Genomic DNA, 21,537 nt, shown 5'->3' with positions numbered 1-21,537 from the left:
GTAAGACCTTCCCTAAAGAAAATTAAGGTAATTGAAGTGTATCAGCACATAAATTAAGGGGAAATTCTTGAATTTATTTATATAGAAATGATGAGAAGTTGAAAATCTCTTGATTGCTCGTACTATTATTTCATTTGTTTCTGAACCTGTAATTATAGGAATTTCGAAAAATTTCAAAATAACTCTAATAATCTAGAAAGCAGCCGCATAAGCTAAATCAAAGGCTTATCCATCTTCTTTAAAAACTAGCAACGTTTTGCCAAGGAGTGATGCTTTTTATTAGAAAGGATTTTTCTAAACGTCCCAGGGTGATAGAAAAAACTATTCTTTCTTTTCAGCATGTTCGTACACAGTAGTGCATACATTATATTAATCGTCTCTGATAATGTGACAGGGGAGGTCCATATGAATATATTAAAGAAAATCGAGATGTATAGACAAGAAGAAGAGTTGCTTAAATGGGAAGGGACATTTGGTGAGTATTTGGAGATTTTAAAAGAGAAGCCTTGGGTAGCTCAATCTGCGCATTCACGAGTATACAATATGATTAATGACGCAGGTGTCGATGAAGTTGGCGGGAAAAAGATGTATAAATTTTTCTCAGATCAGCTATTTGGTCTAGAGGAACCGTTAGAAAGATTAGTAGAAGAATATTTTCATCCTGCTGCAAAGCGTCTAGATGTCAGAAAACGTATCTTGCTTCTTATGGGTCCAGTCAGTGGCGGTAAATCAACACTTGTAACCATGTTAAAAAGGGGATTAGAAGCTTATACCTATACAGAAAAAGGAGCAGTTTATGCGATAAAAGGCTGCCCGATGCACGAAGATCCTCTTCATATGATTCCACATAATCTGCGTAAAGATTTTTATGATGAATATGGAATTCGAATTGAAGGAAACTTATCACCACTTAATTTAATGAGATTACAAGAAGAATATGGTGGAAGAATTGAAGATGTGCTTGTAGAAAGAATATTCTTCTCAGAAGATAAACGTACTGGGATTGGAACATTCAGTCCATCTGATCCAAAATCTCAGGATATTGCAGATTTAACTGGAAGTATTGATTTCTCGACGATTGCTGAATATGGATCCGAGTCCGATCCAAGAGCCTATCGTTTTGACGGGGAGTTAAATAAAGCAAATAGAGGAATGATGGAGTTTCAAGAGATGCTGAAATGTGATGAAAAATTCCTTTGGCATTTACTTTCTCTAACACAAGAAGGAAATTTCAAAGCTGGAAGATTTGCTCTTATTTCGGCAGATGAACTAATTGTTGCCCATACGAATGAAACAGAGTATCGCTCTTTTATTTCTAATAAAAAGAATGAAGCATTGCATTCTCGGATTATCGTGATGCCTGTTCCTTATAATTTAAAAGTGACGGAAGAAGAAAGAATTTATGAAAAAATGATTTTTGAAAGCGATGTTTCAGATGTTCACATCGCGCCACATACATTAAAGGTAGCGGCGATTTTTACCATACTAACACGCTTAAAAGAACCGAAAAAAGGTGATATTGATTTAGTGAAGAAAATGCGCCTTTATGATGGGGAAAATGTAGAAGGATTCAGTTCAGCAGATGTAAAAGAGCTGCAAAATGAATACGCAGATGAAGGCATGAGTGGAATAGATCCTCGTTATGTGATTAACCGAATTTCATCTACTATTATTCGTAAAGATATTACAAGTATTAATGCACTGGATGTTCTTCGCTCCTTAAAGGATGGATTGGATCAGCATTCTTCCATTACGAACGAATTGAAGGATAAATATTTAAACTGCATTTCTCTTGCTCGGAAAGAATATGATGAAATTGCGAAGAAGGAAGTGCAAAAAGCATTTGTTTATTCGTATGAAGAAAGTGCGAAAACGCTAATGGATAATTACTTAGATAATGTGGAAGCTTATTGCAATAAAAATAAACTTCGTGATCCATTAACAGGTGAAGAGATAAATCCGGATGAAAAGTTGATGCGTTCTATTGAAGAACAAATCGGCATTTCAGAAAATGCCAAAAAATCATTCCGTGAAGAAATATTAATCCGAATTTCTGCTTATGCACGAAAAGGAAAAAGATTTGATTATAACTCCCATGACCGTCTTCGTGAAGCCATCCAAAAGAAATTATTTGCTGATTTAAAAGATGTCGTGAAAATTACAACATCAACAAAAACACCTGATGAGCAGCAGCTGAAAAAGGTAAATGAAGTAGTCGCCCGTCTTATTGATGAACATGGCTATAATTCCACTTCTGCCAATGAATTATTACGTTATGTCGGAAGTCTATTAAATCGATAAAGTCTAAACTATAGAACGAAGGGGGAACGAGCTAAGAATGTCGTTTCCCTCTTTTTATAAGAAAAAGGAACTTGTCTATTTCAAAAAGAATTATTAATTATCGAAATAATTAGTAAATATTTTTTCTGTATGGCATAAGATAGAGTAATCACTATTTTTTTAAATGGATGTTACCCGAATTAGTGTATGCGGTGAAAGACTAATAGGTGCAATAAAATTTCAAAAAATGTTTATAGGAGGGGTAAGTATTGACGAAGCATGAGGATAATCATCAATTTGTAATTTCCCAAGAAGATTGGTCCCTCCACCGAAAAGGTCATGATGACCAACAACGTCACCAAGAAAAAGTGCAGGAGGCTATTCGCAATAATCTGCCAGATTTAATAACGGAAGAAAATATTGTGATGTCAAATGGAAGAGAAGTAGTAAAAATTCCAATTCGGTCATTAGATGAATATAAAATTCGATATAACTATGACAAAAACAAACATGTTGGGCAAGGCAATGGTGATAGCCAAGTTGGTGATGTCGTGGCAAGAGATGGATCGGGAGGACAAAAAGGACCAGGAAAAGGGCAAGGTGCAGGGGATCAGCCTGGGGAAGACTATTTTGAAGCAGAGGTTTCCTTGATGGAATTAGAGGAAGCGTTATTTAAACAATTAGAGCTTCCGAATTTAAAAAAGAAAGAACAAGATCAAATCGTTGTCGAAAACATCGAATTTAATGATATTCGTAAAACAGGATTGATGGGGAATATTGATAAAAAAAGAACAATGATGTCTGCATTTAAACGAAATGCGATGACTGGTAAAGCCGGTTTTTATCCAATTTATCCCGAAGATCTAAAGTTTAAAACTTGGAATGAAGTAATCAAACCAGAATCAAAAGCAGTTGTTCTTGCAATGATGGACACGAGCGGCTCAATGGGAATATGGGAAAAGTATATGGCGAGAAGCTTCTTTTTCTGGATGACCAGATTCTTAAGAACGAAATATGAAACAGTTGAAATTGAATTTATTGCCCATCATACAGAGGCGAAAGTAGTAGCAGAGGAAGACTTCTTTTCAAAAGGGGAAAGCGGTGGAACGATTTGTTCATCCGTATACCGGAAAGCGCTTGAATTAATAGACAGCAAATATGATCCAGGGCGTTTTAATATCTATCCATTTCATTTTTCCGATGGCGACAATTTAACATCAGATAATGCAAGATGTGTAAAGCTTGTCGAAGAGCTGATGAAAGTATCGAATATGTTTGGATACGGAGAAGTCAACCAGTACAACCGCCACAGTACATTAATGTCAGCCTACAAAAATATTCAAGATGAAAAATTCCGCTATTATTTATTAAGACAGAAATCCGATGTCTTTAACGCCATGACGAGCTTTTTTCGGAAAGAAGAAGAGGGACAGATGTATGCATGAAACCTTTTCTAATTTTAGTTCAAAGCGTATAAGAATTTGCTGTTAACATTAATACCAGTGTGATTTATTAGTAGAAAAACCTTTTAAACACAGGATTATTTCATTAATAAATCAATTTTTTTATTCGAGAAAGATATAAAATGTAACATAATCCCTGCTCTTCGGAGTGGGGTGTTTTTTATTCCATTCTTTGTGGAGAGTAAGTTTTACCTCGGAATGATGTGAAATCGTGAAAGCTAGGAGAAGGAGGATAACTGCCCGTAAATGTCCGATTGGTTAACTAACTATCAGTAATGTCTATAACTTGTTATTTTAAATTGCACACAAGATTTGTGAAAAATAAAGACTAATAAATATCTTTTTTTCTTGTATAGTATTAATGAAGCTTACAGGAAGATAGAGGTGTATTATGTCAAATGTAAAAAAGATTGAGTCCCCAAAAATATCATTGCATTTAAAAAGTGCTAATTTTCATGATGTTTTTTATGAAGAAGATCCAGAATTAGTAAACTGTATGATTATAAATTCCCAAATAAATAATGAGCAAATAGATAGACTAATTCTGTCAAAAGTTATCTTTAAAAATATTACTTTTATTAATAGTTCCTTTATGAATATAGATATGACTGATGTGATTTTCGAAAATTGCAATCTATCTAATACACGTATGTGTGAAGGTAATATACATAGAGTTGAATTTAAAGACTGTAAATTATTAGGGATAGATTTATCAACTGCTAATCTTGGGAATGTTCTTTTTGAGAACTGTGAATTAAATTTGAGTAGCTTTGCGGAGGCTCGCTTAAAGAAGGTTTGTTTCGAGAATACTCCTTTGAATAGCGCTAATTTTTTTAATTCTAAATTAGCAAAAGTTTATCTAAATAGATGTAATCTTAATGATGTAGATTTTACACAGACACAACTCAATGAAATAGATATAAGTACTTGTTATTTTGAGCAAATTAATGTATCAATTGAAAGTTTGAAGGGGTGTGTGGTTTCCTCTAATCAAGCGATTGGTTTTTCAAAATTATTAGGACTAAAAGTTATAGAATAGCTTGTTGTGAGTAAAAATAAAAAAATTAACTAGTAGTACCTTTTTATTAAGTGAAAAAATGGATTGTATAATCGTACCTAAGAATAGACTTAATGATATTATAGCTATTGGATGGGATTCATTTGATGATTATAATTATATATTATCATCTCTTTATGGAACTCAAGTAGCTACACGTGTAAATACTTGAAGCAAAAAGAAAAAAATAGTAAAAAATAACAATGAGGCTGGGACAAAACTCTCCTCTATGATCACGTTTGCTAGTGTCTTAAATAAAGTATAGCTATTACGCCTCCCTTGCTGGCCTTTTCAAATGAGGCTGAGACATAACTAAATAGATAATAGGTAAAGACGAACATTCTCTAATTTAGCACGTAAATGGTTACTTCCCTTTACTGGTTATTTATGTTTTTAATAGAGTTAAGTAGAAAACTAGGTTGTTCCATTGCGCTACAGACACTCGCTTTCCGCGGGGGCTCAGCCTTTCCTCTACTTCCCGCAGGAGTCGAGTGTCTTCCGCTCTATTCCACTTCGTTTTTAAAGGTTATTTTCTAAAACCTAATTCTTTTACCAAGAAAAAAATGAAATAGATTGGAAAATGGAGCAGTCTGCATACACGAAGACTCCTGTGGGATTAGCGAGACAGCTGAGACCCTGCAGCCAAGGGCCGAAGCGGCTTAGCGCGAGCCCCACGGAAAGCGAAGTGTATGCAGGCTGCGGGTGATTACCACAAACCTTTTTTTTATCTTCGGTTGGAATACTTATGTCCCAGCTTCATTTGGAAGAGGGAAAGGGGAATGTCAGCACAACGGTCATTTTATGCATTTTGTTTCGGTTTCCTTGCTTCTTTCATTTGTTTTAAAGCTACTGATTTGTGTTTTCCCAGACCTCCCATCCTACTATCTTTCTACTAATAACCAAATAGTGGCGATAAAAATGCCTTTCACTGGTCCTTTTAACCAGGTAATATCCCAGGTCCAAACTTGGTTTGGGTCTCTTACGTCTCCCTCGATGATCTATTGGTAACAACTTTCGGTATATCTGTTACAATATCTAGATTTCACTCTTTTCAATCTATGCTTTTATATATTAAGATTAAATTTAAGGTCACTAGCGTTGCATTAAAATAATTTTACAACAAACAATTAATTGTCTTTTCTGTCAATTGATTTATCCATAAAAAAATCCTTTATAATGGTTTGGTGGTAGTAACCTATCCAAATCCAAAATAAAGGACAATCGCATGGATAAGTTTACACGAAAAACATCATTTGAACAATGGCTTTCGCCTATTTCCAACAATTTGTTTGAAGAACAGGTGAAGGCTTATCAGCTAAATCACTATACGAAGAAGCTGAATATGACCTCCTTTTTGAAATTACTACTTTATGCACAACTGCATGAAACGGAGAGTTTGCGTGCATTAAGTGATTGCGTGTTTTCAGAAGAATTGCAGAACGCAACTCAACTTGATTCCATTAGTTTTTCTCAACTGGGTAGACGATTAAATCAGGTACCAACAGCGTTTTTCCAAACTATTTTTCTTGATTTAGTCACGCAAATTCACACGAAGACTGATTTTCAAGCGAGACGAAAAACAACAACTCCACTTAAAATCATTGATTCAAGTACATTACCATTGAACTTGAACAATCATAAATGGGCCAAATTCCGAAAATCAAAATCTGGTGTGAAGCTCCATCTCCGTCTTGTGTTTATGGAAAAAGGTTGTTCCTATCCGGATCAATCGGTGCTTACGAACGCGAACGAACATGATCGTGGCCAGCTTGAAATACTTGTCGACGATAAAGAATGCATGTATGTGTTTGACCGAGGATACTTGGACTATGAACGATTCGATCGCATGACAGATGAAGGGTATTTCTTCGTTTCCCGATTGAGAAAAAATGCGGTTGTACGTACCCTTGAAACATTTTCGTTACCAGAAGATTCTTCCATTTTATCTGATGAAATGGTCGTCATAGGGACAACTCAAAACCGTTCTGAGAATGTATTCCGTTTGATCAAAGTACTAGATACTAAAGGCAATCCGTTACATTTATTAACGAATCGCTTTGATTTAAGTGCAGGTGAAATCGCTGAACTTTACAAATCACGCTGGGCCATTGAATTGTTTTTCAAATGGATGAAACAACATTTGAATATCAAAAAATTCTATGGTCAGAGTGAACAAGCTGTACATAACCAAGTTTATGTTGCAATGATCGTGTACTGTTTAAATGTACTGGCCCAGCTGCATACAAAAAGTAAGCGAACATACTTACAAATTAGTCGTTATTTGAAAGCAGCTTTATGGAAGTCTGCACACACATGGTTGCGCAAAATCGAAGGTAATAGCGTTCCATAATGCTTTCAACATCGCCAGTTGTACTCGTCAAAGGTTATAGTAAAAAAATGGATGTTCACTACCTCTAGTTAATTGTCTTTCTTTTTACTTTAATGCAACAAAAATAAAAACAGAAAATTCAATCATTATTTATGCGACGATAGTGATTTAAGGTATATATGAAAGGAGCTTATCTTTGAAGCCTTTATATAAATGGATAAATATCACATTAGGTACTATTTTTTTAGGAATCGGCATCGCCGGAATATTTTTGCCGCTGTTGCCAACAACTCCGTTTCTTTTGTTAACATCTTATTTTTATACAAGAGGATCGGATAGAGTCAATAATTGGTTTCTATCCACTAGATTTTACCAACAATATGTAAAAGGTTTTAAAAGAGGAGGGTTAACAAAAAAGCAAAAAATAAAAATCCTTCTAACTGGCTATACATGCTTAGCAATAAGCGCCTACTTTGTGGATCATTTATATGCACGAATTTTTTTAGGGTGTATTGCAATCGGACAGCTTGTTTCCATGTTTATTATTAAAACAAGGCTGAATTAAATTCACTGTTAATTTGAGCATCTACTTACTTACCAAGGACATACAAAGTACTACTCAATCCTCGTGTGTCACCGTGCAATCTTATCGCCAATTATTAATATAGAAATCCTCCAAAATAAAAAAACTGATAGTAACTCGTTAGCTACGAGCTGCCTATCAGTTTTTTTATTTTATAAACAGAGTATGAATGTCAGCAAGAGTGCAGAAAATAATGATTATTATCCAAATTAAACAGGAGTGAGAATCAATATGAAAGCTGTTACCTATCAAGGAGCCAAGCATGTAGAAGTAACAAACGTAGAAGATCCACGATTAGAAAAAAAAGATGATATTCTTATTCGCATTACAACAACTGCCATTTGCGGCTCCGACTTGCATTTATATCAAGGCAGTATGCCTCTGCCTAAAGGGTATGTGATTGGACATGAACCGATGGGCATTGTCGAAGAAGTCGGACCAGAAGTAACAAAAGTGAAAAAAGGGGATCGAGTTGTTATTCCATTTAACGTGGCATGCGGCCATTGTATTTATTGTGAACATGGCGAAACAAGTCAATGCGATAATGCCAACCCTCATTATGATTCAGGAGGATATTTTGGCTACACGGAAAAATTCGGGGATTATCCTGGTGGACAGGCTGAATATCTACGCGTTCCTTATGGCAATTTTACTCCATTTGTTATACCAGATTCAGCTGAATTGGAAGATGAATCATTCGTGTTTTTATCCGATGTTATTCCAACCGCCTACTGGAGTGTTGAACATGCAGAAGTGAAAAAAGGGGATACGGTCATTGTATTAGGGTGTGGTCCTGTTGGATTAATGGCGCAGAAATTTGCTTGGATGAAGGGGGCAAAGCGAGTTATTGCTGTTGACTATGAAAAATATCGCCTGCAGCATGCAAAAACAACCAATAAGGTTGAAGTATACGACTTTACCGAATTTGACGATATGGGCGAACATTTAAAAGAAATAACAAGTGGTGGTGCAGATTGTGTGATTGACTGTGTCGGCATGGATGGAAAAAAATCGACTCTTGAATTTTTGGAACAGAAGTTAAAGCTACAAGGTGGTACACTTGGACCTATTCAAATCGCTACTAAAGCGGTTAGGAAATCAGGAATTGTTCAACTCACTGGAGTTTATGGAGCTAATTATAACAATTTTCCATTAGGCGCATTTTTTGCACGGAATATTACCTTAAAAATGGGGCAAGCACCAGTTATTCCGATTATGCCAAAACTGTATGATATGATTATCAATAAAAAATTTGATCCACAGGATATCATTACCCATAAAGTTTCACTGGACGATGCGAGTCATGCTTACAAAATTTTTAACAATCATGAAGATAATGCGATAAAAGTGGTGTTGAAGCCATAGAAAACTCATATGGATTCTAATTCCTCGACCTAAACATCAACAAAGAATGAGCGAAGCGTTAAGTGGAAACTGGTCTAAGTTTAATAAGAAATAGCTTTTAAATGTCCTGAAACTAATTTTGGGGCATTTTTTGCATAGTTAGATAACCTCCTGCCTCTAAAAGTAAAAAATATTTTTTTGAGTCAGGAGAACATTTTTCATCGGGGCTAAACAAGGCGCTTGCGCTTTTCTTAGTAGAGAATGCTTCTGAAGGAAAAAGATTCATTATAAGGTGAATGTAGAATCATATGTTTTTCTTTTTTTAGTCTGGGTAAAAAAATAGTAAGAGAAACGGAGGAATGAGGCATGGCTGCAATTACTCATATTGGTTTAGCGGTACCAGATTTAGAATATGCGATCCATTGGTATGAAAAGGTGTTAGGATTTCAAGTGATTGCTGGACCATATTCATTTGATGCAAGCAAGGAAAATCCTGATAATATGACAAATGATTTATTAGGAAGTGATATTCGAAAAATGAGGAATGCTCACTTAATGGGATGTAATCAAGTGGGCATTGAATTATTTGAGTTTGTAGAGCCGCAAACAGAAGAGGCACAACATAAAATATATTCTTCAGGTTTCTTTCATATTTGTTTAATAGCGGATAACGTGGAAGAAAAGGCTCAACAGATACTACATAATGGCGGAAAAATAAGAAGCAAGGTATGGAATACTTGGGAAGGGAAACCATATTATTTAGTATATTGTGAAGATCCATTCGGCAACATCATTGAATTATATTCCAAAAGTACAGAATTAATGTATGGAAATAAAGACAAGTAAATCGCTTTTATTTACAACCATAAGTAGAAGAGAAAATTATGGATGTCTAAAGTCGAAATGATCTGTTGGAAGATGGAGTGTGTGTTCATTAATATTGACGTTATCCTTATTAATCCATGTAATTGTCGCTGTTTTTTCGTGATAATTCCAATAAATAGTTTTTGTTTTGTTACGTTTTTCATTAAAATGCAATTCTCCGCGAATGGAGTAAGAAGTAGTAGCCCCACCATTTACTACATAAGCTTTGATTGTATATTTGCCATCAGGCGAAGTCTCCTCTGTAAGAAATTCTCCTTTTGGCAGCCTTCCCATATCAAAAAATGCCCAATATACGCCATAACCAATCAAGCCGACAAAGATAATACCCAATGGCGCGAAACGTTTTAAATGTTTTTTCTTTTTATTCAAAGTTGCATACTCTCCCTTAACATATGTCTTTTTTCTACTAGTTTTATTATTAAATATTGCCTTTAGTTGTTTCTATTTCTATAAACCTCTTTTTTAGAAGAACTCATATTTATCAAATATATATCCTAATATTTGATAAATATGAGTTGAAATGGATGCAGAAGAACTTGTTTTTTACTATACTATAACTTACAAAGAATAGCTATGTACTATATTAGTATTTTCAAAATAACGAGTGTGTTTATATGCACGCACGAATATTCCTATAGGTAAGCGAAAAAGGCGAAGAAAAGCTTCTGCATGCAAAAACGATATAGATTTATACAAAGATGCAAAAAACAATTTAATGTATACATTGCCAGAATAATTTATTCTTTATTAAACTAAGTCAACTTCAATACGAAAAACCTTCCGTTTATATTAATAGATGATAAAGGGAAAAAACTTGACCGAAAGCGCTTTAGATTTTATAATAGTAATAACAATTAGAAATAAATCATTGGAAATTACCAAAAACTATATAACACTACCTTTGTTTAAAGGGGAGTAACAGTACAATAAAGTCGTCAATACAGGCACAGTAGCCTCGGCTTTATTGGCAACATACGTTGTTTGTGAGACCTTTACCATTTATTTGGTGAGGTCTTTTTGTTATTGTTTTAACTAGACAGCACAGACACTCATACAATTCGCACCATGCCACATAAAAAGAAGCAGCTTTCTTAATTCTTAAGGTTTATAAGTAGGGAGCAGCCGGAATACACGAAGACTCCCGTGGAAAGCGAAGTGTGAAGTGTATTCAGATTGCGGACTATTTGAGAGAGCCAAAGCCTATTTTCAGGGTAGCCACCCAAAAAGAATTACCACAAAAATTAAGAAGGGAAGATGAATATGTCATTAAAAAGAAAAGTCCAACAGCTTATAAAAAAAGAGGGAGTAAAGTTATTAAAGGAAAAAGGACTACCACTCATAAAAAAAGAATTAGCAAAAAGAAAAGGCAAAAAATAATGGAGGTACAGTTCATGAAAAAGTGGTTACTTGCTATTCCAATGATTATTTTATTAGTATCTGCATGTTCGCCCATTGAAGATACAAAAAATACACTAACTTATATCAATGAGTCAACAGGATATGTAGACAAAGCAAACCAGTTCGCAAATGAAATTCCATCATTAGCTCAAGAAGCAGTAACAGATAAGCAAGCAGCTCAAGAGCTAGAAACCAAATTGAAAGATTTTCAAGAAAGTATTCAAAACTTTAATGAATTAGAAGCACCCGGTATGATGCAAGACTTACACGATCAAATTGTGGCACAAAATGATAAGCTGGAAAATGGTATTTCCCTTTATTTAGAGAATATCGAAAATGGAAAATTAAATAAAGAAGTCCTGGAGAATAATGAATTGCTGCAATCTATTCAAGAGATTCAAAGTATATACAAACAAATACAGGAATTAGGGGAATAACATCCTGTAAACAGTGACGATAGTATGTTTTCCCTTATATAACCGAAACTCAGAAAACATAAAATATACCCAAAAACATCCGTGAGAATAAAGCTTTCACGGATGTTTTTTTAATTTTGTTTGCTGCGATATTGATATTGTTTCCATTGAAACCGAATATAGCAGCCTATACAGAAACCTGAAATAGCGATAATGGACGCAAGACCAACCATTAAAGTAAATATATAGCCTAAAATAGACCAACCGATTATAAACGAAAAAAGTCCTCCTCCTAAGCAGATTACAGCAATTAATTGATTAAACTGCTGTTGATCGAAATCTTCCTGTACATAAGTTTGTGGATTTTTCTTTAGAAAAATTTTGGCAATGTTCATAATTGGATTCCAATGAAAAAGAAGACCTGCCAAACCAGCAATTAAAGGAATAGCTAAAACCCAATAATGAGCTGTAAAAATGCTTATCAGAACAGCAGAAAAAATTACCCATTGATTTGTGCGAACGAGAGGACGAGGAATCGTTTTCATTTTGTTTGTCATTTAAACCAACCTTTCTTATGTGGATTGTTATATATATTACGCTCAAATAGTAAGAATGTTAAGTGTTTTATTAGTACTAGCAAAAAATATATAAAATAAGCAATTATAAAAAAATAGTTATAAATGCTTAAAAGATTATAGATATTTTAGTTCTAATAGACTAAAATAAATAGTATCATATATGCGAAATTTCTTTCGATAATAGCAAACCCATTGAAAAATGGGGACGCAAAGCCATGGGTCTAAAGCAGTGTACTGCAATGATTGCCAGGTTACCGAAAAAGGAGATTATATTAATAAGTAATCTACCTTTATTAGGGTAGATTTTTTTTCGTCCAGGAAATTGAAATGAAATAATGGATAGCTCGTAGATGCCGCGTAATATTTGGAGTCTATAGAATCTTAGAAAGAAGTGAACCTAAATTGCTAGTAAATGTAAAAATCAGTGGAGTCAGCACATTTCATCCAGAACAAGCATATGATAATGATTTTTTTGTCCAGCACTTTAGCAACCTTGGATTAGAAGCAGACGGGTTAATGAAGCATTTAGGTAGAAAAACTAGATATCTCGTAAATCCGGAGAAAGAAAGTACCATCAGTATGGCTGTAAATGCTGCTGAAAAAGTGCTTCAACAAACGAATACAGCACCTGAAGAGATTGGTATGGTTGTATTTGTTTCTGATACTCCTGAATACACCTATCCTAGTAATGCTTTGTTTCTTCATCAGCAGTTAGGAACTAAAAATGCCCATATTGTGTATGACATGAATGCAAATTGTATTGGTATTCTTTCAGCAATTGATCAAGTTAGCACCTATGTAAAAATACAACCTTCCGTACAGAAAGCATTAATTATAAGCAGTGTTAATATAAGTAATATTGCCAAAAAAGATGACACGATAACTTTTCCAAATTTTGCAGATGGGGCAGGGGCAGTTATTTTAGAAAAAACAGAGGAAAAGATTGGGGTAATATCATCCAATTATTATACAGATTCTAAACTATTTGAAACGGTGATGTATCCATCAGGCGGATTTTCTGCTTTATATGATGAAACGGCTGCTACCGCATTGGAGGAAAAGAAATTAACTTTTGTTCCACATGATGTTAGTTATTTTTCGGATGATTGGAAGAGGCTGATTGTTGAAATGCTGGAAAAACAAGAATTAGATCCACATCAGATAAATCACTGGATATTTTCTCAATTCTCACGCCCTGAGATAGAGGAAACGTTAACGAAACTGGAGGTTGGTCTAGACCATTATACGTTTGTTGGCGAAGAATATGGATATACGGGAGTTACAAGTCCGCTGTTTGCATTAGAAGATGCTTTAATAAAAGAAAATATTAAACCAGGAGATAAGGTAGTGTTATGTTCTGTAGCAATTGGCTATAGTATGGCGGCACTATTATATCAATTTTAAAGGAGCGAGTATCAAATGTTTATATTTGAAAAAAATGAAGCAAAAAAAGAATTATTTATTAAGGTTAGCGGATTTATAAAAGAATCAGAGGGAGAAGCATTTTTAACAGAATACCAACAACATATGAAGCAGATTACTCCTTCTGCCTATACTTTGATTATAGATTCTACTAATCTTTCTGTATCAAAAGCGGATATGCTGCCTGTTTTAGAAGGCTGTTTTAAATTGTATATGTCAAATGGATTTAAACGAATTTTAATGATTAACCCAAAGTCGGTTATCGCAAAGTCACAAATGCAAAAATTAGCAAAAAGCATCAACTATACTGGTATTTTTATCGATTCGCTTGCTGAAGCAAAAAATAGTTAATAAATAAACAAAAGCTTGTAAGTAATGCATTTACAAGCTTTTTTATTTTTTCCCCTCTTCTTGCAGAAAACTCCACATTTTATTTAATTTTTTAATACTCATCGTTGGATCTTTTCTTATTTCACTGTATAAGTATGGGTATTTTTTTAATTCAGCTAATAAAATATAATCATCTTCAATAAATTGTTCTTGTCTAGGTTCTATTGAGTAAGATGCTGTATTCTCTGTAACTGCGGATCTGCCAAGTAAATAATCTGTAGAAACATTAAAAAAATCTGCCAATCTTTGCAAGGTTTCAGTATCTGGTCTCCGATTGCCTGTTTCATAACCAGAAATCGAAACTTTTGTAACATTCATACTTTCTCCAAGCTTTGATTGGGAAAGTTTCGCATCTTTTCGCAGCTTTCTTAACCTCTGAGGAAATCCCATTTTAATCAACTCCTGTTATTGCTTTAAAACTATTATAAGTTAACTTTTAGCTAACAGTAAATTTATATAAAAAAGTTAACTAAATAGTAATTAAGATATTGAAGTTAACTCTGAGTTTACGTATAATCGTAACTAAGAAAAACGCTCTGTTGTATCTTAATGTTAATAGGAATCCGTGAGTCTCCGCTAAAAAAAGGTACTGCGAAGATCATTTGTTGTGAAAGGAGACGGCTCGGCAGTTCGTTCGCTAAACATATTGTATTCTCGTTAATATCAATATTGTCGTTTAAAAGAACCTAAAAAAGAATAAGAAGAGGTGGGAGAGATGTATCGAGAAAAGCTGAGGGAGTTACGAACGAAAAATGGGTATACCTATCAAAAAATGGCAGATAAATTAGGGATTACAAAGTCTTACTATTGGCAAATAGAAAACGAAAAAAGAGGACTTTCTTATGAACAAGCGGTAAAAATAGCAAGCATCTTTCAGAAAAAACCAGATGAGGTTTTTCTTCCAAAAAAAGATTCCAACAATCCTTCCGAATAATCAACTTTTAAAATGTGCTATATACAGTCAAACATCTCTAAGGATTCCACCATTTTTTCTATATAGGTGTTTTTTTTTTTAGAAATTAGGGAAGAAAAAGGAAAAGATGGAGAAACGAGGTCTTGGAATGAATAGCATGTTATTAGTAGGAATTATCCTGCTTATATTATTTTTAATCGGCGCCACCTCAGTAAAAACATTTAATATACCAGATATTATTATTTATATTCTTTTAGGTGTAGTGGTAAGTTTAACAGGATGGAATATGGAAACAGAAGTAATAAAACAAATTGGTGAAATGGGGCTTGTTTTATTATTTTTTATGCTAGGCATGAAATATTCTCTCAAAGAGTTAAATAAGAATGGAAAAAAAATCTGGAAGCCTGGTTTACTAAATATTGTTTTAGGAATAGGTGCAACAACTGTAATTTGCTATTTATTAGGATTATCCTTTGTTTCCTCTTTATTTGTAGGTGGATTGGTGTTTGCTACAAGCTCCTCCATAGCGGTAAAGTTTATGGAACATCACAATATACTAGAAAATAAAGAATCAAAATTTATATTGGCTTTATTAATTTTTGAAGATTTAGTTACGCCAATTCTCATAACGCTATTAGTTGGTCTAACAGGTGAGGGACTCTCAATAGCAAAATTTTCTTTATTATTTATAAAAATTTTTGGCTTAGCGATAATAGCATTTATACTTACAAAAACGGTAAAACACTATCAGGAGAAAATAAAACTTATAATAGAAGAAGATGTATTTATATTTCTAATTATTGGGATGGCGTTAGCATATGGAGGATTAGCCATATATTTAGGTTTATCAGAAGTAATCGGTGGCTTTCTCGGAGGCATGATGCTTGCAGATACGGAATGGAAAGATAAAATTAGTAAAAAAATAATCCCAGTACGCAATTTATTTCTTCCTTTCTACTTTCTTTATTTCGGTCTTTCAATGGAGTTTACGATGCATATACCTAACTTTGGGCTATTGATTGTTATTTTAATATGGTCTGTTTTATATAAAATTGCTGTAGGGTATGTTGGTGGACAATGGTATGGTGTAGAAAAAGATCTTTCTTTAAAAGCTGGGATGATTTTGACACAAAGAGGGGAATTTTCGGTTATTATTGCTGGCCTTACTGCAGGGGCGTTACGAATATTCTCAAGTATGTATGTACTTTTAGCTGCATTAATTGGTTTTCTTATTTCTCATATAAGTGTTAAATATATTACAGCAAAAAAACTTCAAAAAGATAGGATGTATTAATGTTTTGTCTATCTGATAAGCTTTCGAAGTATGATATAAAGGAGTTTTTTAAACTTTTATTTGATTTTTTTTTTTAGCTATGCAACAGTATAAGGTATGGCTGAAAGGGAGATGAATATGAGTAAGAAGATAGGATTTATTGGATGTGGAAAAATGGCACAGGCGATGATTGCAGGCATGATACAATCATCCTTTTTGCAGAGCGATGATATTATCGTTAGTTCTAAAACGCTGGAAACCTGCAAATATGTGCATAAAACATATAAAGTTTTCTATACACTGGATAATAAAAAAGTGGCAGACTTTGCAGATATTATCATATTGGCAGTCAAACCGCATTTATACGCAGATGTTATGGAAGAAATAAAGGGAGAATTAAGCAAAAATACGATTGTTGTAACGATTGCAGCAGGTATTGATCTTACTTATATGACTGGAAAATTAGGCAAAGAAGCGAAAATAATTCGGTCTATGCCAAATACTCCTTCATTAGTTGGTGAAGGAATGACTGTATTTTGTTCCAGTCAAACCGTAGTAGAAGAAGAATTGAACTATATGAAACAATTATTCTCTTCATTTGGAGCAGTGGAAGTAATGGAAGAGAAAATAATGGATTATATTCCTGCAATTAGTGGTTCTTCTCCTGCATATGTATATTTATTTATTGAGGCGCTTGCTGATGGAGGGGTGAGAAGTGGTATTCCTCGCGAGGCTGCTTATAAACTTGCGGCACAAGCAGTACTTGGAGCAGCAAAGATGGTTTTAGAAACAGGCAAGCACCCAGGGGTTTTAAAGGATGAAGTCTGTACACCCGGCGGCGCAACTATTGAAGCAATTGCAACATTAGAAAGAAAGCAATTTAGAGGAACGATTCTTGATGCAATGGAAAGCTGTGACCTTAAGAATATTGCTCTAAATAATAAATAAGAAAAGCTCTTGGCTGCTAACTTATCGTTTGAGAAACTGGATTATTAATTATGCCGTATCCTTTCTATCTTACCTTAAGGCCAGAAATTCTTTCATTCACTAAAATATGTTATGAAAGAAATCTGAAAAACCTTTCTTTTCTACTGTTATAATGGGAAAGAACGCAATATGCTACTAAGATATTTGTTCTGCATTATCCTCTTAGAACAATCGATAAATTTACAAAAAGTATTGCATTTTTTTAGAGAAAAAAGTATTGTATAGTGAGAAATGATTTAGGCGTTAATCTCCTAATAATCACAGCTTTCTAATAATTTAGATAAAGCGAGAAACTATTTTGCATGTGAAGTTAATTTCAAACGATGGGTGCAACCGGCCATAAGTTTTTTAGGCTGGTTTTTTTGTGCGGGGAAATTTCATTTTCAACTAAGAAAGTTACATATAATAAAAAAAGTGTGTGAAAGGCTATATTTTTATAGGAGTAATAGCAAACTATAGAAATATAGGAATTTTAGAATAAGCTAGCTCCCATGGAAATCAGATCTCATGTGATAAATAAGTTTTTTTATCACATATCTTTAGTGTGCCGGGCATGTTCACTAGCTAGGCGGTGCAAGTCCGCTATGGGCGTTGGGATATGCGAACCATTAGTCGAAGGCAAGGGTGTCCGTGGTGACGCGGAATCTGAAGGAAGCCCTAGACAAATCCTTGGTCTGAGGTATACGAATCACATTAGAGGTTTTCATTTCAGGACGAGTTTGCTAAACAAAATGAAGTCCTAAATATCCCCGGATGAAATGAGAATAAATGTGGCAGATAGATGAGGAGAAAGCGAGTGAACTTACCCCGGGAGGTCTCTTGAATATCCTATTGGGAACCTATCTAGTGATAGATAGCTGAATCAAGAGAAGTCAGCCGAAGTCATAGTATCAAATCTAGGATTTGAGAAGGACGGAACGAAAGGAGCGACCGTGCTAGAGTTATTGATAAGGAAACGAGGAAACAGAAACAAAATGACTATACGAGAAAAGAAGGTTCGGAAAACCGGAGTTTCTCGGATAGAGTGGAGTTAGCCTTATGCAACCTCAACAGCATGGGAACAATATGAAATCAACGGTAAGTCTAATTATAAAGATAACAGAACTAGATAATTTGAACCATGCTTTCAAGAAGGTGGAAAGGAATAAAGGAGCAGCAGGAGTCGATGCGAAAGATATAGAAGCTACTCGCCTTTATTTGAAAGAAGAAGGTCAACAAATTAGAGAACTTATTAGAGAAGGAAAGTATAAACCAAAAGCAGTAAGAAGGGTGGATATCCCCAAACCGAACGGGGGAACAAGGAAACTTGGAATCCCTACCGTGACAGACAGAGTCATTCAACAAGCAATTGTGCAGAAACTTACCCCCATCTTTGAAAAACAATTTAGTTCGTATAGTTATGGATTTAGACCAAATAGAAGCGCACATCAAGCGATAGAACAAGCAAGACAATATATCGAAGATGGCTACAATTTTGTCGTAGACATAGACCTAGAGAAATTCTTCGACCGTGTTAACCATGACAAACTCATGTCGCTTATCGCGAAAACGATCACTGATAAACCAACCTTGAAACTAATCAGAAGATATCTCCAAGCAGGAGTGATGGACAATGGGTTAATTAAACCGAATACAGAAGGAACACCACAGGGTGGCCCATTAAGTCCGTTACTGAGCAACATCATGCTTCACGAATTAGATAAAGAATTAGAGAAGCGTGGGCACAAATTTGTGAGGTATGCAGATGATTGTAATATTTTCGTTAAAAGCAGGAAAGCAGGAGAACGAATAAAAGAAAGCATCACTCAATTTATCGAGAGAAAATTGAAGTTGAAGGTGAATCAGGAGAAAAGTGCGGTGGGAAAGCCGATAGCACGGATATTCTTAGGAGTAAGCTTCTACCAAAGAGGAAGGAAAACTAGAGTATTTGTGCCAAAAGAGCGGAAGAAAAGGTTCGAAGAAAAATTAAAGAAATGGACCAACCGAAATTGGGGAGTAAGCATGGAATTCCGTGTGAAGAAAATAAACCAACTGATACAAGGTTGGGGAAATTACTTTAAAATCGCGGATATCAAGCAATACGCACATAAAATCGATAGTCATACGAGACGTAGGTTAAGAGCGTGTAGGTGGAAAGAGTGGAAGAAGGTTAAAACGAAATATAAGAACCTTGTAAAACTTGGGATATATAAGGAAGAAGCTAAAAAGAACGCCAACTCCCGTAAGGGATATTGGCGCCTATCAAACAACCCTATATTACATCTTGCATTAAATAATCAATATTGGCAAGATCAAGGTTTAAAATCCTTATCGAAGGTGATTTCATAAACTTTCGAACCGCCGTATACCGAACGGTACGTACGGTGGTGTGAGAGGTCGGCACGGAAATGTGCCTCCTACTCGATTAGATGCAATAAGGTATAAAGTAAAGGGAATTAATCTGTGGAAGTATTTACATAAAGAGGTGCTATAAAATGTCTTTAGGAAAATATAGAAGCTTACTGATAAAAAAAATGAAAGAACAAATGGTAAATTGGTTGGAAAATGAGGAAAAACAAACAGTGGACAGCTTAGATGTGTACCAATTTCTTCATTCTATAAAAGGTACATCTGGAACGCTTGGATTAGATTTAATATATGCATTATCTTCAAAAATACTTCTTCAAGCAGAAAATAGAACGGAAGATTGGCCAATTGAGGAGTTAAGAGAGTTTTTTTATGAATTGATGGAAATAAGTTTTGATTATGAGGAATTTACTTTAAACACACAAAATCATGCAAGAGAACGAGTCATAAATGAACCATTAATTCAAATTATTGATGATGATATCTCTATCCTAATTTATTTAAAAGACAAATTAGAAAGTAAAGGGTGGATGGTAGTTGCCAGCACCGAAGCAGATAAAGCAATTGATCAATATTATAATATGCATCCCGATTGTATTATTATTGATGTGAATTTGCCTAAAAAATCTGGATTTGATGTTCTTTATGATATACAACAACACTCTAATAGGTTTTTTGTTCCAAAAATTATGTGCAGCATTAAAAAGGACCGAGATACACGTTTAAATGCTTACAGAATGGGAGCAGATGACTTTATTAGCAAGCCAATTGATATAGAAGAATTTTTAATTCGAGTAGAACGTCATTTAGAAAGAAAACGGATTTTTGATCAGTCCGTTATTATTGATGAGCTTACACAAGTATACAACCGCAAGTTTTTGCAGGATTCCTATAACCGTTTTATAGGGGATATGACAAGAACACACACGCCTGGCACACTTGCCATTATCGACTTAGATTATTTCAAAAAAGTTAATGATACGTATGGACATATCATTGGTGATAAAGTATTAGTTGAATTTGCTCAATATATGAAAAAAAGCATTCGAAATACAGACATCCTTTTTCGTTATGGTGGAGAAGAGTTTGTGATACTTTTTCAAAGAGCGACAGAAGCAGAAGTAAAAGAAGTATTAAATAGAATGTTAGCAGGATTTTCTACTATTCAATTTAGTGACGGAAATGAATCGTTTTCGTTAACTTTTTCAGCTGGAATATATAGTATTGAGCATCCGGAAATTGATTTGCAAACAGCAATAAAAACAGCAGACGAAGCATTGTACTTGGCAAAAGATAGCGGGCGAGCAAGAATTGAAAGTGCAAATAAAATGCATATTACCCCGACAAAAAAGATTCTAAATATATCAATTGTTGATGATGATACATTGATACGATCGATTTTAATGACGACAATTAATGGTATGTCATTTGACAATTTAGCTGTTAATGTTCAAGCGTATGAGGATGGTTTGCAATTTTTATCATCTGATCGGCTGGCACATCAAGGATTGCATTTTTTAATATTGGATGGAATTATGCCGGTTATGGATGGACTAGATATTTTACAGCAAGTAAAACAAAACAATAATAACCGTGAAGTGCATGTGTTAATGCTGACAGGTAGAAAAAGCAACACGGATATTGCACAGGCCTTAAAATATGGAGCAGATGATTACTTAACCAAGCCTTTTAATATAACGGAATTAGAAGGACGAATTATGCGCTTAATCAAGCGAATGGTTCAATAAAAAAAGTTTATTTATTCTTATTATTTTAGAAAGTATATCCCTTAGCTAATTGGCTCACTCCAACTTAAAGAATTTTTAGTATGATGGTATAGAAAGCTTATAAGAGGTTGTTCAAAAATTCCGGT

Annotated in this window: 18 protein-coding genes and 1 riboswitch; of the genes, 15 read left to right on the top strand and 3 right to left on the bottom strand. The window is 34.4% G+C overall.

Annotated elements, in window-relative coordinates; translation table 11 throughout:
- The first annotated feature begins 405 nt into the window (after positions 1-405).
- The 7 genes from AC5LWL_RS19745 (at position 406) to AC5LWL_RS19715 (ending at position 9,902) form a co-directional block, all read left to right on the top strand.
- Complete coding sequence (locus AC5LWL_RS19745) at positions 406-2,301, top strand: PrkA family serine protein kinase (RefSeq protein ID WP_493435913.1); 1,896 nt, start codon at positions 406-408, stop codon at positions 2,299-2,301.
- A 248-nt stretch (positions 2,302-2,549) separates the two neighbouring features.
- Positions 2,550-3,725, top strand: coding sequence for a sporulation protein YhbH (yhbH, locus tag AC5LWL_RS19740; protein ID WP_493435912.1), 1,176 nt, complete (start codon positions 2,550-2,552; stop codon positions 3,723-3,725).
- A 409-nt stretch (positions 3,726-4,134) separates the two neighbouring features.
- A complete protein-coding gene (locus AC5LWL_RS19735; protein ID WP_493435911.1) occupies positions 4,135-4,782 on the top strand; it encodes a pentapeptide repeat-containing protein in 648 nt (215 codons plus the stop codon).
- Positions 4,783-6,025: 1,243 nt separating this feature from the next.
- Complete coding sequence (locus AC5LWL_RS19730) at positions 6,026-7,150, top strand: IS4 family transposase (RefSeq protein WP_493435910.1); 1,125 nt, start codon at positions 6,026-6,028, stop codon at positions 7,148-7,150.
- A 175-nt stretch (positions 7,151-7,325) separates the two neighbouring features.
- Entirely contained in the window at positions 7,326-7,694 is a 369-nt protein-coding gene (locus AC5LWL_RS19725) for a YbaN family protein (RefSeq protein WP_493435909.1), read from the top strand.
- Between the two features lie 249 nt (positions 7,695-7,943).
- Positions 7,944-9,077: a zinc-dependent alcohol dehydrogenase gene (locus tag AC5LWL_RS19720; protein ID WP_493435908.1), complete on the top strand. Its 1,134-nt coding sequence runs from the start codon at positions 7,944-7,946 to the stop codon at positions 9,075-9,077.
- A gap of 345 nt (positions 9,078-9,422) precedes the next feature.
- Positions 9,423-9,902 (top strand): VOC family protein, encoded by a 480-nt coding sequence (locus AC5LWL_RS19715; protein WP_493435907.1) that lies wholly within the window; start codon positions 9,423-9,425, stop codon positions 9,900-9,902.
- Between the two features lie 36 nt (positions 9,903-9,938).
- On the opposite strand, the gene AC5LWL_RS19710 is transcribed toward AC5LWL_RS19715, so the two are convergent.
- Positions 9,939-10,310 (bottom strand): DUF5412 domain-containing protein, encoded by a 372-nt coding sequence (locus AC5LWL_RS19710; RefSeq protein ID WP_493435906.1) that lies wholly within the window; start codon positions 10,308-10,310, stop codon positions 9,939-9,941.
- A gap of 1,022 nt (positions 10,311-11,332) precedes the next feature.
- Here AC5LWL_RS19710 and AC5LWL_RS19705 point away from each other — a divergent pair.
- On the top strand, positions 11,333-11,776 hold the full coding sequence (locus AC5LWL_RS19705; RefSeq protein WP_493435905.1) for a DUF6376 family protein: 444 nt from the start codon (positions 11,333-11,335) through the stop codon (positions 11,774-11,776).
- A 110-nt stretch (positions 11,777-11,886) separates the two neighbouring features.
- On the opposite strand, the gene AC5LWL_RS19700 is transcribed toward AC5LWL_RS19705, so the two are convergent.
- Positions 11,887-12,312, bottom strand: a complete 426-nt coding sequence (locus AC5LWL_RS19700) for a DUF4395 domain-containing protein (RefSeq protein ID WP_493435904.1) — start codon at positions 12,310-12,312, stop codon at positions 11,887-11,889.
- Between the two features lie 193 nt (positions 12,313-12,505).
- Positions 12,506-12,592: riboswitch (cyclic di-GMP riboswitch) on the top strand.
- 143 nt (positions 12,593-12,735) lie between these two features.
- Between AC5LWL_RS19700 and AC5LWL_RS19695 the strand changes: the two genes are divergently transcribed.
- Together AC5LWL_RS19695 and AC5LWL_RS19690 are read left to right on the top strand one after the other, a co-directional pair.
- The gene (locus AC5LWL_RS19695) at positions 12,736-13,737 is read left to right on the top strand and encodes a 3-oxoacyl-[acyl-carrier-protein] synthase III C-terminal domain-containing protein (protein WP_493435903.1); all 1,002 of its coding nucleotides are present in this window, start codon (positions 12,736-12,738) and stop codon (positions 13,735-13,737) included.
- Positions 13,738-13,752: 15 nt separating this feature from the next.
- Positions 13,753-14,106 (top strand): hypothetical protein, encoded by a 354-nt coding sequence (locus AC5LWL_RS19690; RefSeq protein ID WP_493435902.1) that lies wholly within the window; start codon positions 13,753-13,755, stop codon positions 14,104-14,106.
- Positions 14,107-14,148: 42 nt separating this feature from the next.
- On the opposite strand, the gene AC5LWL_RS19685 is transcribed toward AC5LWL_RS19690, so the two are convergent.
- Entirely contained in the window at positions 14,149-14,535 is a 387-nt protein-coding gene (locus AC5LWL_RS19685; protein WP_493435901.1) for a helix-turn-helix domain-containing protein, read from the bottom strand.
- A gap of 325 nt (positions 14,536-14,860) precedes the next feature.
- Here AC5LWL_RS19685 and AC5LWL_RS19680 point away from each other — a divergent pair, with 325 nt between their 5' ends.
- From AC5LWL_RS19680 to AC5LWL_RS19660, 5 genes are all read left to right on the top strand, one after another.
- The gene (locus AC5LWL_RS19680) at positions 14,861-15,079 is read left to right on the top strand and encodes a helix-turn-helix transcriptional regulator (RefSeq protein WP_493435900.1); all 219 of its coding nucleotides are present in this window, start codon (positions 14,861-14,863) and stop codon (positions 15,077-15,079) included.
- Between the two features lie 127 nt (positions 15,080-15,206).
- Positions 15,207-16,352 carry a cation:proton antiporter gene (locus tag AC5LWL_RS19675; RefSeq protein ID WP_493435899.1) on the top strand — a complete coding sequence of 382 codons (1,146 nt, stop codon included), beginning with the start codon at positions 15,207-15,209 and terminating at the stop codon, positions 16,350-16,352.
- Positions 16,353-16,469: 117 nt separating this feature from the next.
- Positions 16,470-17,279, top strand: a complete 810-nt coding sequence (proC, locus tag AC5LWL_RS19670; protein WP_493435898.1) for a pyrroline-5-carboxylate reductase — start codon at positions 16,470-16,472, stop codon at positions 17,277-17,279.
- Between the two features lie 1,077 nt (positions 17,280-18,356).
- On the top strand, positions 18,357-19,646 hold the full coding sequence (ltrA, locus tag AC5LWL_RS19665; RefSeq protein ID WP_493433353.1) for a group II intron reverse transcriptase/maturase: 1,290 nt from the start codon (positions 18,357-18,359) through the stop codon (positions 19,644-19,646).
- 146 nt (positions 19,647-19,792) lie between these two features.
- A complete protein-coding gene (locus AC5LWL_RS19660; protein ID WP_493435897.1) occupies positions 19,793-21,412 on the top strand; it encodes a GGDEF domain-containing response regulator in 1,620 nt (539 codons plus the stop codon).
- The last annotated feature ends 125 nt before the right edge of the window (positions 21,413-21,537 follow it).

The sequence above is a fragment of the Niallia sp. WK069_GA_01 genome (assembly GCF_983173855.1).
Note: the sequence above shows the minus strand (reverse complement) of the source record. Positions and strands in the feature narration are given on the sequence as shown.